Origin of the sequence: Mangrovimonas yunxiaonensis (assembly GCF_000733475.1) — a bacterium.
Lineage (GTDB): Bacteria > Bacteroidota > Bacteroidia > Flavobacteriales > Flavobacteriaceae > Mangrovimonas > Mangrovimonas yunxiaonensis.
This window is the reverse complement of the sequence record NZ_JPFK01000004.1, coordinates 1-16,421: the sequence shown is the minus strand read 5'-3', so window position 1 is coordinate 16,421 and position 16,421 is coordinate 1. Positions and strand designations below refer to the sequence as shown.

Here is a 16,421-nt window from a genome sequence, read left to right as displayed (position 1 = left end):
ACCAAGGCCAGATAGTTGTGTCCTTTTTCGGTTTTGATATATGTTATATCTGTTACCCAAAGTTGTTCAGCTCTGGTAGGTAGTTTATCTTTCACCAGGTTCTTGTATTTAAAGAAATGATGTTTAGAATTGGTTGTGATATGATAATTTTTATTTCTCTTAACCAGTAGGTTATGGTTCTTGAGGAATATTAAAAACTTATCTCTTCCCATTTTTATGTTCTGATTTTTCATGTCTTTTTTTAGGTGGTCATAAAGTTTTTTACCACCAGTTTGTTGTCCTATTTTATTACGACATTGTTTGACTAGTTGTAATAAGATTTGTTCGTTAATCTGCTTGTTTTTATAAGATTTTAAGCGTTTATAAAAGGCTTGTTTGGATATCCCAAAACATGTAGTTAACCATTTTCTTTTAAACGGTTTTGTTTCTTTTTCTCTATCTCGTCTGCTAATGTTTTGGGCAATGACTTTTTTGACATATCCACGCCTGTAATGAGTTCCATGTCAGCTATGATGTCCTGTTGGAAGTCCTTTACGAACTCCAGTTCTTCAATCTTTTCTTTAAGTTTTTTGATCTCGTCTTTTTTGCTCATTCCTAATTTCTTTTGCTCTAAGGTACTGTATTTTTTTATCCAATACTGAATAGAGCTTCTAGAAACCTGATATTTTTTAGCTGCATAATTGACAGAGATCTGTCCGTTATGAATTTGGTCAATGATTAAAAGTTTGAGTTCAAACCCTACTTTTTGATAGGCTTTTTTTTGGCAGGATGATTTTGATTGTTGTTCCATATGTTGACTAATTTTAAATGATTTTTTAGTCAACCTATTTCAGGACGATGCCTTTTTGCGTATTGTGGCTAACGGGTGTGGCTATGGTTTCGTTGCGGGGGAAAAGGGTTAAGGTTTTTCCGCCGTGGACGAAAGATAATAAATATCCCGGAATATTGGGAAAAAAAAGACGCAGCAATGAACTATAGCCGTTGTTGGCTGCTGTGGTTTATATCCGTAAGTTTTGAGCCTGAGTGATGTCAGCGCAAAGCTTGGAAGTTCTTTTATTTTTTTTCAGCGTACCGCTTGCGTTTTGCTTGCGAACAGTTATGAAGTTCTTTTAGTTTTGTTTTTAATCCGCTTTTTTTTGTCCGCGTAAAGAAGCTCAAAATCGCTTCCGCGATTTTTTTGACGCCATTGCTGCCAACGGTCTAGGCTATGAGTAGTTGCGTGGTTTAGCACTTAACTTTGCAAGTACAAACTAAGCTGAAAATCCGCGAGGATTTTCAGAAGTAGGCGAGAACAAGCAATTACTTATAGCCATTGTTGGCAATAGTTATTTTTTATTTTTATTCATATTTTGTAATTCCTCTATCACAACGAAAACAGCTTTTCCTGTATCCCAAAGTATGGTAACTGAATAAATAAGAACTGTTGTCAGAATTACGTTTCCAATATCTGTTTTATATGCAAAATCAATTTTATTGCTATCTAAAAGTAAAAGAGTAATTACACTCGTACAGATTAAAATTATTTGTTCCAAAAGCGATGTTTTCATTTCCTTAATTGTCGATGAAAAGTCAAATTTTGGATAATCAACTACAATGTCTTGAATTTTAGAAGCTATTAAACCTAAAGTCGCTGTATTGATAGCTAAAAGCGTTAATAATAATCCAATTATGTTGTCTTTGAGGTATTTAAATAAAAAATCCGACTCCAAAAACTTTCCAAGGAATGTGATTATTATTCCTAGAACAATGTAAAACGATATGTTTTTTATTGTATTCAATTACTCAACAATGGTTTTATACAACTTAATAACTTGTTCAGCAGGACCTTCAATATCTAGTTCTTTGACTTGGAATATAACAGGATTTTCTTTTGTATTTAATTGTTTTCTGATATTTTTCACTTTTAATTTTATACTTCCTGCACCTTCTGAAGTGTAGTCAACTAATCCCTTAATGTCCTCATTAGATTTAGTAATATTTTCTAAAGTTCCTTTTTCTGGTGCTTTTATCGTAATGTGACTTTCGTGACTGTTTGTATTGTCCGCAAAGTTCTTAAATACTTTGGGTAAACTACTTGAAATATTTGCGAGATTTGGCTTAATAAACTCAAAATTGATATAAGTAATTTCTTTTTGATGTTTCCCTACATAACTCCAAAACTCTACTTTGTCATAAAGTGCTTCCAATTCGATGTTAAGACCAAATTTTTCTAGGTCTTTTCTAAACACTTTTTTCAAAATATTTTTAACTACGTCAGGGTTGCTAAATGCATCGCTATTATCGCTAATTGCAATTTTTTGAACGTTTGATTTATTGTTGAAAATCACATAAACATATGGTTCGTCATCGATAACTAAATTTTCAAAATTTTGAGTTATCGTAGTAGTCTTTTTTTGAGCCAACTTAAATAGATAATGGTCATCTTCATTATGCTCAAGTTTCAATGGATGATTATTATTTTTGGAATCAACTAGACTATCTAATACCTTTCCAAAAAATTCGTTTTTCCTTTGCTTGATTTCATCTATGGTGAATTTTTTATCTTCGAATAAGTCAATTTGTCGATTTGCTGTTTCGATAGGTAAAAGGTGATACCTATAAATATGAAAATTGATTAGTTTATCATCCATTTATTTCGGTTTTTCATAATTATTGCCAACGTTATGTGTATGGACAGTAGGGCAGATTCGAAGCGCTTCACTTTCGGTTTACCACAGAGCCAAAACAAACGTTTTTACTTTTAATTTTCTTTCTGTTAAACGTCAAAACTTTGTTTTGGCGTTGCCTGCTCAAAGAACAGGACTTTCAATTTATCTCCAAATGCCCTATTGGCTATACACCTTGTTGTGGCTAGTTTTTATTTTTTAAATTCAATTTCTTTCAATCTTTCAAGTTCCATATAACTCTTTGGTATTTTACTATAAGTCTTGTCTGCTCTGAATTGTGAAAACAGCATGTTATTCAAGTCAATTGTCCATTTTGTAGGTACGAACTTGTCCTTTACATGAGAAAATCCGAGGATTTCAACCTTACTTTCAGATAACCAATTTGCAGTTTCGGTATAACATTCAGTTCCACAAAATAGAAGTGTTGTAGCTTGAAAGTCATTGGTCCTAATTACTTGTACTTTCATGTCAACTCCGCTCCCGTGTGATATTAACTTCTCGTTTTCTCTCTCAAGAACTAATGAGTAGCTGTCTAAGTCAATAAAATAAGTTGAGTCGCTAGAATAAATTCGAAATGGTTTGAATAGATTTTGATACTCCTTAGTCAAGTCGAAACTGTACCATTCGGTCTTCCGTTCAACATCATTGCCAAACTTCGAAAAGTCTGAATGATTTAGCTTGTGAAATTCTAACCATTTTCCGTATTCCGTCAATTCTTTTGTTGGAGGGTTGAAAGCCAACAAGAATATTGAAGTCAGAAAAATTGTAAAATATGGAAGTAATCTTTTCATTTTCAAATTAGCCACAACGGGTGTGGCTATGGTTTGTTGCGAGGGAAAAGGGTTAAGATTTTTCCGCCGTGGACGAAAGATAATAAATATCCCGGAATATGAGGCAAAAAAAGATGTAGCAATGAACCATAGCCGTTGTTGCCTGCTGTGGTTTATATCCGTAATTTTTTGGGTCTGAGTGATGTCAGCGCAAAGCTTGGAAGTCCTTTTATTCTTTTTCAGCGTACCGCTTGCGTTTTGCTTGCGAGCAGTTATGAAGTTTTTTTAGTTTTGTTTTTAATCCGCTTTTTTGTCCGCGTAAAGAGGCTCAAAATCGCTTCCGCGATTTTTTGACGCCATTGCTGGCAACGGGTGTGGCTATGGTTTCGTTGCGGGGGAAAAGGGTTAAGGTTTTTCCGCCGAGGACGAAAGATAACAAATATCCCGGAATATCAGGCAAAAAATGACGTAGCAATGAACTATAGCCGTTGTTGCCTGCTGTGGTTTGTATCCGTAAGTTTTGAGTCCGAGTGATGTCAGCGTAAAGCTTGGAAGTCCTTTTATTCTTTTTTAGCGTTCTGCTTGCGTTCTGCTTGCGAACAGCTAGGAAGTTCTTTTATTTTGTTTTTAATCCGCTTTTTTGTCCGCGTAAAGAGGCTCAAAATCGCTTCCGCGATTTTTTTGACGCCATTGCTGGCAACGGTTTTGTGTATGGCTCGTTGCGGGAAAATGGGCGACCATTTTTCCGCCGTAACACGAAGATAGCAAATTGCAATGAATTCCGATTAGGAATTCAGCCGCAATGAGCTATACACGTTGTTGGGCATAGTTTTTATTCGTTCGGTTCAATATTAATTGCTATATCTTCACCCTTTTCATTTTGGTCGATTTCATAAACAACTTTGTCGCCAACGTTCAAGTCATTAAAATCTATTCCATTTACAGATTGATAATGAAAGAATAAATTATTCGGTTGTTTTTTGATGAACCCAAATCCATTGTGAATTGATAAGATTTCTCCTTCTGTATTATTTGGATTGGATTCGGCTACTGCGTTCTTAGCTTTTACGTTTTGATTTGTGCCTGTCGGAATAATTTTATTTGCAGGCTGAGAAGGTGTTGACTCATAAAACAAATTGTTTATTGCAAAAGAGCCTTTCGCTACTCTATTATCAATTTCCTCGTGCATTGCAATTGGATAAGTTACAACTTCAAGTAAATCTTGCGATGTTCTTGTAACTCTTTCATTTCCGTAATCATCTTGAAATTCAAAATCCCAAGATAAAAGCATTACCCTTGTTCCTAATGTATTAAGTTTTCTAATCAGAGGTGTATAATCTCCGTCAGATGCCACTAATACTAAGACATTGAATCTTTTATAATATGCCAATTCAAATGCTTCAAGAGCAAGCCAGACATCAATACCTTTTTCGTGACGAATTCCAGATTGAGAGGTTTTAACTGGCAAATAATGTGTCGTTATTCCTTCTTTCATTAGAACGTCATCAAAAAGTCTATCGTAATAAAGTGAGTTTGATTTTTTGGATGCTTCATAGGCATTTAATCTACCTCTGAAATAATGAGCATCTACTATTTGGCAATGTCGATAGCCAGAAATATCTCCTTCTACTTCTGCAACCTTATGTCGAATATAGTCGTGAAGTCCAGAAACGCTAATTCGAGCTTTTCGTTTGTGGACGTAATTGTAATAATTACTTACGTGTAAAAAGTAATTTCCATCGTAGAAAACTCCAATTCGTGTTAATTTGCTTGATTTTTCTGAACTCATAATTAATTCGTTTTAAGGTTTTTCGCTTGCTTGTGTCTTGTCCTGAAATAGGTTGACCATTTTTGGATGTATTTTAAATGGTTAAAAATTCCAGTTTGTTATTATTTTTCCGATACGATTTGTAGTCTATATTTTGTTTTAAGTGGGCCATTTTAGGTGTGCTTAAATTGAGACTCCAATGCGTTCTAAAATTGTTGTATGTAAATATAGCTTTTTTAGTCATTTTTTGAGCTAGATTAGTGTTTTTAATGGTTTGTTTTAATCCATATTCATACTTAAGAGTTTTGTTAATACGTTCGGCCACGGCGTTTTCGTAAGGGTCGTACTGCTCAGTCATGCTTATAGTTAGGTTGTTTTTCTCGGCAAACTGCGTGTAAGCAGGATTACAATATTGGATGCCTCTATCCGAATGATGGATGAGTTTTTCATTAGGATACTTCCTGTTATTTAAAGCCATTTTAAGCGCATTTAAGCATAGTTCTGTCCTCATGTGGTTACTTAGTTGGTATCCCATGATTTGTTTAGAGTATGCATCTGTTACCAAGGCCAGATAGTTGTGTCCTTTTTCGGTTTTGATATATGTTATATCTGTTACCCAAAGTTGTTCAGCTCTGGTAGGTAGTTTATCTTTCACCAGGTTCTTGTATTTAAAGAAATGATGTTTAGAATTGGTTGTGATATGATAATTTTTATTTCTCTTAACCAGTAGGTTATGGTTCTTGAGGAATATTAAAAACTTATCTCTTCCCATTTTTATGTTCTGATTTTTCATGTCTTTTTTTAGGTGGTCATAAAGTTTTTTACCACCAGTTTGTTGTCCTATTTTATTACGACATTGTTTGACTAGTTGTAATAAGATTTGTTCGTTAATCTGCTTGTTTTTATAAGATTTTAAGCGTTTATAAAAGGCTTGTTTGGATATCCCAAAACATGTAGTTAACCATTTTCTTTTAAACGGTTTTGTTTCTTTTTCTCTATCTCGTCTGCTAATGTTTTGGGCAATGACTTTTTTGACATATCCACGCCTGTAATGAGTTCCATGTCAGCTATGATGTCCTGTTGGAAGTCCTTTACGAACTCCAGTTCTTCAATCTTTTCTTTAAGTTTTTTGATCTCGTCTTTTTTGCTCATTCCTAATTTCTTTTGCTCTAAGGTACTGTATTTTTTTATCCAATACTGAATAGAGCTTCTAGAAACCTGATATTTTTTAGCTGCATAATTGACAGAGATCTGTCCGTTATGAATTTGGTCAATGATTAAAAGTTTGAGTTCAAACCCTACTTTTTGATAGGCTTTTTTTTGGCAGGATGATTTTGATTGTTGTTCCATATGTTGACTAATTTTAAATGATTTTTTAGTCAACCTATTTCAGGACGATGCCTTGGTTTAAATTATGCCCAACGGTCTCGGCTATGAGTAGTTGCGTGGGTTAGCACTTAATTTTGCAAGTACACACCAAACTGAAAATCCGCGAGGATTTTCAGAAGTAGGCGAAAACAAGCAATTACTTATAGCCATTGTTGGCAGTAGTATTTTTTTCTTCTGATTTTAATTCTTTTCTGATTTCTTTTAATGAGTCATTTTGGGATAAAGTTCCATTAGTTATGTTTTTTCTTATGGCTGTTACTGGGTAAAGATTATTTCTTCCTTGGTATTCATATAGCTCAATTTCTCCTTCTTCTTCTAATTGATTTATTAAATCATAACTTGAACGGTAATCATAGCCAATAGAACCTAAATAGTTCGTCACAAAATGTTTTAAACCAACAAAATTATCCCTTGTTCTTCGAGCCCAATTTTCACTTTCATCAAGTTTTCTTAGTAATTCTTCTTTTGTGATTACTTCATAGGTTTCTAGGCTAGAAGAAATATTTTCCTTTAAGATGTCCTTTTCGTCAATATCAAATTGGATAGTATCAATTGAATCGTTAGCCGAGTTAATTATGTCTATAAGTGATTTAGTTAATTCTTCAGCTCTTTCTAAATCTATTTTTGTAAATAGGTTATTGTGAGCAACTTTATGTCTTAATTTTTCCAATTCTTCCCATTTTTGTTGAAAATTATTGGTTTTAAAAGTATCCTTGAAAAACTTTGTATAATTACTTTCTAACTCTGTTTTTAATTTTTTTATCGCTTCTTCAGATTCTTCTAATTCTAATACTTTTGTAACAATATCCTCTTTACTTATAAATCCTGAAGATTGGGAATGTACAATTTTACCTAATTCCCCAAAATCAATTAAGTATGCACGATTGTCAATATAATTTGAAAAGAATAATTCATTGTTTTTACGCTGATTTACTTTCTTTTTCATTTCACTATCAGCGGTTACGTTCCACCAACTCGGTCCAAGTTTAGTAATGAAAAACTTCATCAGATATTTTCTTAAACCATTTTCAACATCATTGACTTTGGGGTAAATTTCACAAGCTATTTTTGAAGATACTTCGTCTGTTAGAACATAGGTTTGGTCTAAACCAACTGCTTGAAGATGTTTTAAAAGATTTAATCTTATTTGTTCTACAACCTCATAATCTCCTTTTAATTTAAGAATCATTGTGTTCTTAATATTAAAATCTTCTTCTTCTTCTTGAGCAATTTCATTTATTACTAAGGTTATACCAAGTGCCTCATCGTGAATTTTATTGTCTCTGATTTTGGGCGAACTCCATAAACTACTATTGGACATTAATGAATAAGCTAATGCTTGACTTGATTTAATTGTACATTTTCCACTTGAATCAAGAGATAATATTTCAAATATGTAGCTTCTTTTCATTTTTGTAGTTGTTTATATTACTGCCAACGTGTTTGTATATGGTTTGTTGCGTGGTTTAGCACGTAATTTAGCAAATAAAAACCGAATAGAAAATCCGCGAGGATTTTCGTAAGTAGGCTAGTACTAGCAATAAATTATATACGGTGTTGGCAGTAGTTATTATTCTTTTGTCAGTTCGTATTTGTATAATCCGAATTCAGTTCTATTCGCTGAAATAATTAATTCATTTCCGTTTTTTGAGTATTCATATTCTCCACCTAATATTAAATTCGGGTCAAAATTCGCAGTCCAATAATTAATGTCATAAAATTCAATTGTTGAATTACTCTTTTGATAAGTTCCACTACCTCCAGCAGGAAAGTAATCGTCATTTCCGCTACTTTGATAATTGTTTCCCTCACCGAAACTTACAGTTACAGGATTTGAGAAAGTATCGCCGTTTAAATATTCAACCGTAAAAGTTCCGCTGTAATCTCCATTCAGACTTTGAATATCATTATTATCGTCATCATTGTTACAAGAAGCGAAAGTCAAAGATAAGATTGCTATTAATAATATTTTATAAATTCCATTTTTCATAATTCCAATTTATTTATAGATGGTGTTTTATTAAAAAGGTTGCGTTATATTTTGTTCAGATTTGAGTGAGTTTAATTACTGCCAACGGTTTGTGTAAGGATAGTTGCGTGTGCGAGCAACTAACTTACTAAAAATGGAGCGAACCAGAGGAAAATCCGTAGGATTTTCCGAGTAGGCTAGAACCAAGCAATTATTTTTACACGTTGTTGGCAATAGTTATTTTTTATTCCGTTTGTTCAATCTTTTCAATCGGTTTATTTCCGATTTCTTTGTTCGGTTCAGGTTTTTAGTCCGAGTGCAAAGGTCAGTCGAAAAATAAGGTTCAACTTTATTATTCTCGTCGAAAGTGTTTACTTGTAAATCCGTTTCGTATGCGTAAATCAAATGTTCCGAGTTCAGGTCAAAATAATTTCCGCAATCCGCTCCGCCACCGGAAGTCACAATAGTTATAAAATCCGATTTTTCTTTTCCTTTAATCAGTTCGGTAACTTTAAAGACAAACTCAATTCTATTAATTTCTCGAACGTAATATTTTCCTTTTTCAGTTGAGCTTGGGATTGAGTCATACACCTTTCCTTCGTTTATTTCCACAACTTTTCCAGTAAAAATCAAGTCCGAATGTTTAAATCCATATTTAATGCTTGATTTTTCACAAGAACAAGAATAAACCTTGTTTGCTGAAAAAATCAGAATGAATATTGTTATGATTATCGGGTTCTTCATAATTATTGCCAACGGTCTCGTATAACCGTCAGTTACGGGATTAAAGTACGCAAATTTTTCGGTTAAGAACTGACGTTAGCAATTCCGGGTGGATTCGGACGTAGTCGAATCCGCCGTAATTGCGGTTATACATTGTTGTAAACAGTTATTTTTTCAGCGATGTATTTTTCAATCAGTTCTTTGTCCGCTTTATTTTTTAAAATTAGTAATTCATTGTTTTTATGTGTCCGATAATTCATTAAAAATTTTGTTTTTCCACTCCGAGTTAACTCAGTATATTGAAATCGGTTTGGGTCAAATTTATCACATATCAATTCCGTTTTTTGAGTTCGGTCGAGTATTTTTTTCAGTCGAGTTAATTTTCCACTTTTCTCATCAATTTTTAGTTCCGAATAATAAATCCACGAAGCAAATCGGTAAAAAGTATAACAGATTAAAGTCAGAATTGCGATAAAAAGTCCCACAAACCAACCAAAAAATAGAATCAGGAAAATGAAAGAAGCAGAAGTAAAAATCATCAATTCTTTCCATTTAAAAGGAATTCTGTCACTCAACGTGTGAATGTTTCCATTTTTAGAAATTCTAAAGTAATCTTCGCGTTCGTTCATAATTGTTTACAACGTGTTTGGCTATGGTTTCGTTGCGTGAAAATCCGCGAGGATTTTCCGCCGTGAACCAAAGATAGCAAAAGCGCGAGGAATTTCAGTTATGAAATTCCGAAGCAATGAACTATAGCCGGTGTTAGCCACTGGTTTTATTCTTTTTTTTAATTATTCCGCCAATTATATTAATCGGAAAAGCTATTTGTCCGAAAATTGCAATTAAAACTAAAATATAAATTGATAAAGTCAGATTATCATTAAACTCATATTCCGCAATCGATTCACGGAAAAATTGAGCCAAAAGCCAAGTAAGTAAAATTCCGCCAAAAGTCAGCGTAATGTGAATTAAATTCAGCCATTTGGATAACTTTCTGTTGGCTTTTAGCATAATCCAATATCCAAGTCCGATTATTCCAAAAAGTACTGAAATCAGAATTATTAAATGATTCGTTGCTATTACGAAATAAGTGTCGTGAACATTAAATCCGAAGGAATCAGCTTTTGTCAAAATTCCGAATAAAATTATTATTGGAATTGATGTCCAAAAAATCAGGTGCGGTTTTTTAATGAGTTTGTTCATTCAACTTGTGGCTAACGGTCCCGGCTATGAGTAGTTGCGTGGTTTAGCACTTAACTTTGCAGGTACACACCAAACTGAAAATCCGCGAGGATTTTCAGAAGTAGGCGAGTAGGAGCAATTACTTATAGCCATTGTTGTGCGTTCGTACTTTTATTTTTTCATTCCAATTGTCCGAATTCCAAGATTCAATCCAATTGTCAGTTTCGTTAATATTATAGTTTTTCGGATTTTCTCCGTAAAGTTCTTTCAGTTTTTTTGGGATTAGTGCATAGTCAAAATTCCAAAGTTTATTTTGGTCAATTGTTCTAATTCCGTCAAAATCTTCACCATCTTGAGCTTCGTCAGTGAAATAGATTCCAGTTTCGCTAAATTCCTTTGCCATTTCTTTCACGAGCTTTTTAATTAGTTCAAATGTCAATTCTTTATAATTTCCATTTTCAAAATTTCGTATTGTTTCAGTCTCGATTAGTAAGTCACAAGAAATCCAATTATTTTTAAAAGTTTTGTCAATTGCAGGTGTCCAAGCCATTAAAAGTGGTCGTACCTTAATTTCTGAAAAATTAGTTTTGTAAAATCCAAAGTCAGAGTTAGAAAGGTAAACAAATCCATTATCTTCTTCTGTCCATTTCAATGATTCAAATTGTTCTTTAAGGTCAGAATTCCATATACCGATTCGCTCCAAAACTTTGGCGAACTTTTGAACAGATGGTTTAATATCATTACCATTCAATTTTTCATAAGTCTGTATGTTGCTTAATTCTGGCATTTCGTTTTTTCAGTATGACGCACAACGGGTGTGGCTATGGTTTGTTGCGAGGGAAAAGGGTTAAGATTTTTCCGCCGTGGACGAAAGATAACAAATATCCCGGAATATTAGGCAAAAAATGACGCAGCAATGAACTATAGCCGTTGTTGCCTGCTGTGGTTTGCATCCGTAAGTTTTTTTGAGTCTGAGTGATGTCAGCGCAAAGCTTGGAAGTTCTTTTATTATTCTTCAGCGCACTGCTTGCGTTTTACTTGCGATCAGTTATGAAGTTCTTTTAGTTTTGTTTTTAATCCGCTTTTTTTTGTCCGCGTAAAGAAGCTCAAAATCGCTTCCGCGATTTTTTTAGCACCATTGCTGGCAACGGTTTTGTATAACCGTCAGTTACGGGTTTATATGCGTTAATTTTCGGTTTGACACGGACTTTAGCAATTCCGAGTGGATTCGGACGTAGTCGAATCCGCCGTAATTGCGGTTATACATTGTTGCCAGTAGTATTTTATTCAACTGTCTTTTCGATTAGTTTTAATTCTCCGTTTTCAACTTTCCAATGTTCGTAATATTCTTTGTCCTCCGAATTATGTCCAATAACAAATCTTTCGGTTAATTTTGGAATTCCGTTTGTCAATTCATAAACATCTCGTCCGTGTTCGCAACAACCGTTTCTCCAAGTCGAATTTATTTGCTTTTTTTCGTAATCAAATTCAGGTGAAGTTATTTCTCCGTAATCTTTGTTTTCTTCAAAGAGTTCATTTGTCGGATTATAAATCCAAAATAGAAAAGGAACATTCGGTCCAGCAGGAAGAAATTCCATTAGCCTAAAATCCGTTTTTCCGTCAAAATTCATATCCTCAATTGCGAAAATTTGGTCGTTTGGAAATGTTTTGCTGAAATAGTTTTTGCTCGGTTTTATAGTTTGCTTTAAGATTCCATTTTTCAGAACCTCAATTTTGGTTATTTCACAGTCAGTTTCTCCGCATTCTTTTGTCAGACAAAATTCAAATTCCGCATCTGAAAACTTTATTATTTCTTGTGAATAAAGTTCAAACGAAAACAGAATTATTAATATTAGCAGAGTTTTTTTCATATTACTGGCAACGATTAGGCTATGATTTCGTTGTGGAAAATGTCGTTAGACTTTTCCGCTTAGGAAATCAAGCCGAGTAAATGTACAAAACTTTGGTTTTGGCACAAAGTAACAATGAATTATAGCCATTGTTGGCATTAGTTTTTATTTTACTTTTTCAGCCTCTTTAAACTTTCCATCTGTTCCATACATTCCTAAGTTGCCATTCTTTTCTACTATATAATATTCTCCATGAGCATTATCATAGTCGTATCTAGTCACACCGTCTTTTTTCTTTTCAACCACTTCATTTATTATTTCAGAAGCATCAGTCAAACTATTTTTTGGATATAAAGTTTTCATGTAAAGCTTGTTGTTTTCTTTGACTAAATAAACTTTATTCGGCATCATTGCATCATTATCAAACCAAGTATTTATAATCTCACCCGTCACTTTTACTTTTTCCATTTCTTCTGAAGATTCTTTAGTTGCTCCTAACATTTTAACTTCTAGGTCAGGGGAAAAATGTGTTGTTGCCCATGCACCACTTCCAACTTTATGTCCTGGTAGGTAGTAAAACATCCATAGCATTTTAAAACCCTTTCTTTCTTCTTTTATATTTAATGCTATTTCTTTTAATTCAGCTTCATTAACTTCTTTTTTTAGTCGAATGTCAATGTTCGTTTTCTTTATTTTTTCGTTTTGGTCTTCTTTGATTATTGTGTAGTTCTTTTCAGTTTCATTAGAATTTCCACATGAACCGATTAGTGTTCCGATTAGCAACAATGCAATTAATTTTCTCATAAGATTATTAGTTTTTAGTGTTTTAATTAATGCCAACGGTTACGTATATGAAACGTTTGGCATTTCGAAGCACTTTCCTGTCAAGTTAGAATCACTTTTGACACGTGATGAAACGCCCGATAACTCACTGACTGCCAAATGTTTTATATACGATGTTGTAAAACGTTTTTTCATCAATCTATCAAAAATACGGTTATAAAAATCACAAGAAAATATAATGTCGGAAGCAAACTTATCAACCCCCAAATTATCTTTCTCCGTAAACTAATTTTTTGTCTTAGATACAAGAATAAAGCATTAAAAAATGACAGTACTGGTGAACTATAAATCATGAAGAATGAAACCATTTTACCTTTCTCATAAATCCACCTATAATCAGCACTCATTCTGAATCTCTCAACGTAATTGCTTATCAGAATACCAAAAACTAAAAGACAACATATCAAAATTGCAAATATCTCAAATACAGTTAATTTCTTTATTGTATTAATCAAACTCACTTTCATATTATGTATTATCGTAAAATCAGTATAGTATCCTGATAGTTTAATATTCGGTTATGAATCTTTGAAATAAATAATAAAAATTAGGAATACATTTAAATCAACTCCATTTGTATTTTTCTCTCTTAAAAAATCAAAAGAATCAATACCCTCTTTAATTAGTATATCATTAGAATCAATCCGTTTAAATTTCTCATAACATTCATGATGAGTTCTCAAGCAATAGTCTGTCCAATTCTCCCCTGGCAATCGGTCGTTTGAATCATAACTTTTCCAATATAATTCACATGTACCGTCTGGCAACTTAAATTGAACCTGTCCTCCAATTATTGCTAAATTTTCAGATAAAGCAGAATCAATGACATCAACAAAGTCATCACGTTTCCACCCAAATTCTTGTCCTGATTTAACAGCTTTATCTAGTATGTTTTTTGGTAATTTCAATTCAGTTATCATGTTTGCAGGGTGCTCTTAAAATGTTTTACAACGGTTTGGCTATGGTTTGTTGCGGGGGAAAAGGGTTAAGGTTTTTCCGCCGTGGACGAAAGATAACAAATATCCCGGAATATTAGGCAAAAAATGACGTAGCAATGAACTATAGCCGTTGTTGCCTGCTGTGGTTTATATCCGTAATTTTTTGGGTCTGAGTGATGTCAGCGCAAAGCTTGGAAGTTCTTTTATTATTCTTCAGCGCACTGCTTGCGTTTTACTTGCGATCAGTTATGAAGTTCTTTTAGTTTTGTTTTTAATCCGCTTTTTTTTGTCCGCGTAAAGAGGCTCAAAATCGCTTCCGCGATTTTTTAGACACCATTGCTGGCAACGGTTTCGGCTATGATTTCGTTGCGGAAAAATCCGCAGGATTCTTTCCGCCGTAGCCGAAAGATAGCAAATTTGCGTTGAATTCCGATAAGGAATTTAACCGCAATGAATTATAGCCATTGTTAGCTACAGGGCTTTCTTTCTCCACCCATCGTATATCCATTTTTTTGCCTTGGTCCATATTCAATTCGTACTATTTTACAACAGTTAACTTCTATTACATATTGAAAATTTTCTAACATCGCTCCTCGATTTCCATAACAATCCTCAAATTCAAATTCACCTGGTAAAGCTTTCTGTAATTCCGATAATTCATCTCCAACTTTGAATTTTGGAATGGTGTTTTTTAATATATCGTGTCTCACATATTGAGGAACAGCATTATATGCAATTGATGGTAATAATTTCGGAAAAGCATATAAATAAACGAACAGAAATAGAATCGGCAAAGTCAGAATTGGAATAAGGTGTATTTCCTTTATTTCATTCCGCTTTTTATTCCAAAGTAGATGAAAAGTCAGACCGAAAATTAGTCCGCAAACAAATGCGTCTAAAAATACGCCTAAAAAATTGTTTGACATCAAAAATCCCCAACCAATCAAAATTGTAAATCCAATTAGTGCATAAAATCCGGATAATAGCGTAAAGTTCAGAATTCCGATTTTTTCGGAAAGTTTTGCAATTCTTTTACTCGGTATTAGGATAAATAGTCCGTAATAGATTAGAAGAAAAAAAGACGACCAAAAAATAACAACTCCAGTATCTCCACCAGAAGTATTTTCGTATCTCAAATTCGACCAAATAATGTGTGTAATAATTTGTCCAATCCATCCCAAGACGAGTGCAAAAAATGATATTTTCTTAAAGTTTTTCATTCGCCTTGTAGCTAACGGTCTCGTATAACCGTCAGTTACGGGTTAAAGTACGCAAATTTTTCGGTTTAGCACTGGCGTTAGCAATTCCGAGTGGATTCGGACGTAGTCGAATCCGCCGTAATTGCGGTTATACATTGTTGTAGCCAGTTTTTATATTTTCATTAATATGTCGATTGCTCTCTGTCTTATATTTCTATACAAAGAATTAAAATTATCAGGAAATGTATAAATATATAAGTCGTGTGCTTTTTCCATTCCAAGCATTGATTTAGTATCAGATTTCATTGTTCCATAAGAATTTGGGTCGCCAATGAATCTTTCTAATGTACTTTCTATTTCAATAATTGGATGATGCATTACAATTTTACTCTCGAAAAACTCTTTGTTGTTTTCCATTTCTTTAATGACTAAAGAAACAGATGGCTTTATGAAGGAATAAGGATTTATGTCAATTTTATTCCACGATATAAATACTTTCTGAATTCTATATTCAGAACCTTCCGAATTCGTTGAATCTATTCCTTGTATTTCATTTAAACAAAAAGTTTTTAATTCATCAAGGTTATATTTTTTAGATAAGGAAAGTAAATCAGAGATAATTATCGATAGTTTTTGTTCTCCTTTTGTGAGTTCTCTTATGTAATTTGAAATCTCATCATTAAATGAATTTAATTCTTGTTTTTGAGGTAGTGATTTTAACCAATCGTTAATTCTGATAGCATCAAAAGTACTTGCTTCTGTGTTAGATGTTCCATTTCGGTAGTACGCTTTTCCAGATTCAAGTCCTTTCAAGTCTTTTACAATTGGAACGATAGGCATTTCGTATTTTTCTATTGGAAATTCTAGGATTCCGAATTGTTTTTCTTTATGCTTTATAGTATAAAATGAAAATTTTGGTCTTGGTATAACTTTATCTTTTATCTTGTCTTGAAGAATAGCGTCATCTATTTTTTCAGTTATACCATTAATTTCTAAATCTCCATTATCCAATTCCTGAATTCCAAAAATTATATAAGAAGTTTCTGTTCTTATTGTATTTGAAAATGAGATTACATCTTTTACAAATTTTGAAGTTGCAGACTTGTCCTTGTCTCTTTTGAAAT

18 protein-coding genes and 1 pseudogene are annotated in these 16,421 nt (G+C 33.2%); all 19 read right to left on the bottom strand.

The window, feature by feature from the left end; genetic code table 11:
• Positions 1-233 (bottom strand): annotated as a pseudogene (locus tag IA57_RS12695) (IS3 family transposase); the annotation flags it as partial.
• Positions 234-397: 164 nt separating this feature from the next.
• Positions 398-790: a helix-turn-helix domain-containing protein gene (locus IA57_RS04040; RefSeq protein ID WP_036119634.1), complete on the bottom strand. Its 393-nt coding sequence runs from the start codon at positions 788-790 to the stop codon at positions 398-400.
• Positions 791-1,325: 535 nt separating this feature from the next.
• Complete coding sequence (locus IA57_RS12625; RefSeq protein WP_036119629.1) at positions 1,326-1,778, bottom strand: hypothetical protein; 453 nt, start codon at positions 1,776-1,778, stop codon at positions 1,326-1,328.
• Complete coding sequence (locus tag IA57_RS04030; protein ID WP_036119626.1) at positions 1,779-2,630, bottom strand: hypothetical protein; 852 nt, start codon at positions 2,628-2,630, stop codon at positions 1,779-1,781.
• 227 nt (positions 2,631-2,857) lie between these two features.
• Positions 2,858-3,457 carry a hypothetical protein gene (locus tag IA57_RS04020; protein ID WP_131505670.1) on the bottom strand — a complete coding sequence of 200 codons (600 nt, stop codon included), beginning with the start codon at positions 3,455-3,457 and terminating at the stop codon, positions 2,858-2,860.
• An 811-nt stretch (positions 3,458-4,268) separates the two neighbouring features.
• Complete coding sequence (locus IA57_RS04010; RefSeq protein ID WP_036119615.1) at positions 4,269-5,225, bottom strand: NYN domain-containing protein; 957 nt, start codon at positions 5,223-5,225, stop codon at positions 4,269-4,271.
• 73 nt (positions 5,226-5,298) lie between these two features.
• Positions 5,299-6,147, bottom strand: a complete 849-nt coding sequence (locus IA57_RS04005) for an IS3 family transposase (RefSeq protein ID WP_036119613.1) — start codon at positions 6,145-6,147, stop codon at positions 5,299-5,301.
• Between the two features lie 14 nt (positions 6,148-6,161).
• Positions 6,162-6,554 (bottom strand): helix-turn-helix domain-containing protein, encoded by a 393-nt coding sequence (locus IA57_RS04000; protein ID WP_036119634.1) that lies wholly within the window; start codon positions 6,552-6,554, stop codon positions 6,162-6,164.
• Positions 6,555-6,729: 175 nt separating this feature from the next.
• Positions 6,730-8,004, bottom strand: coding sequence for a hypothetical protein (locus IA57_RS03995; RefSeq protein ID WP_131505669.1), 1,275 nt, complete (start codon positions 8,002-8,004; stop codon positions 6,730-6,732).
• Positions 8,005-8,163: 159 nt separating this feature from the next.
• Positions 8,164-8,583 carry a hypothetical protein gene (locus IA57_RS03990; protein ID WP_036119611.1) on the bottom strand — a complete coding sequence of 140 codons (420 nt, stop codon included), beginning with the start codon at positions 8,581-8,583 and terminating at the stop codon, positions 8,164-8,166.
• Positions 8,584-8,799: 216 nt separating this feature from the next.
• Positions 8,800-9,195, bottom strand: a complete 396-nt coding sequence (locus tag IA57_RS03985; protein ID WP_236625370.1) for a hypothetical protein — start codon at positions 9,193-9,195, stop codon at positions 8,800-8,802.
• Between the two features lie 236 nt (positions 9,196-9,431).
• Complete coding sequence (locus IA57_RS03980; protein WP_036119605.1) at positions 9,432-9,914, bottom strand: hypothetical protein; 483 nt, start codon at positions 9,912-9,914, stop codon at positions 9,432-9,434.
• 133 nt (positions 9,915-10,047) lie between these two features.
• Positions 10,048-10,488 carry a hypothetical protein gene (locus IA57_RS03975; protein ID WP_036119602.1) on the bottom strand — a complete coding sequence of 147 codons (441 nt, stop codon included), beginning with the start codon at positions 10,486-10,488 and terminating at the stop codon, positions 10,048-10,050.
• A gap of 118 nt (positions 10,489-10,606) precedes the next feature.
• Positions 10,607-11,254: a hypothetical protein gene (locus IA57_RS03970; RefSeq protein ID WP_036119599.1), complete on the bottom strand. Its 648-nt coding sequence runs from the start codon at positions 11,252-11,254 to the stop codon at positions 10,607-10,609.
• 496 nt (positions 11,255-11,750) lie between these two features.
• Positions 11,751-12,338 (bottom strand): XAC2610-related protein, encoded by a 588-nt coding sequence (locus IA57_RS03965; protein ID WP_036119596.1) that lies wholly within the window; start codon positions 12,336-12,338, stop codon positions 11,751-11,753.
• A gap of 144 nt (positions 12,339-12,482) precedes the next feature.
• On the bottom strand, positions 12,483-13,121 hold the full coding sequence (locus IA57_RS03960; RefSeq protein ID WP_036119592.1) for a hypothetical protein: 639 nt from the start codon (positions 13,119-13,121) through the stop codon (positions 12,483-12,485).
• A 557-nt stretch (positions 13,122-13,678) separates the two neighbouring features.
• Positions 13,679-14,068: a hypothetical protein gene (locus tag IA57_RS03950; RefSeq protein ID WP_131505668.1), complete on the bottom strand. Its 390-nt coding sequence runs from the start codon at positions 14,066-14,068 to the stop codon at positions 13,679-13,681.
• Between the two features lie 497 nt (positions 14,069-14,565).
• Positions 14,566-15,318, bottom strand: a complete 753-nt coding sequence (locus tag IA57_RS03945) for a hypothetical protein (protein ID WP_036119584.1) — start codon at positions 15,316-15,318, stop codon at positions 14,566-14,568.
• Between the two features lie 150 nt (positions 15,319-15,468).
• On the bottom strand, positions 15,469-16,421 hold a 953-nt coding region (locus IA57_RS03940; RefSeq protein WP_036119582.1), incomplete at its 5' end, for an ATP-binding protein.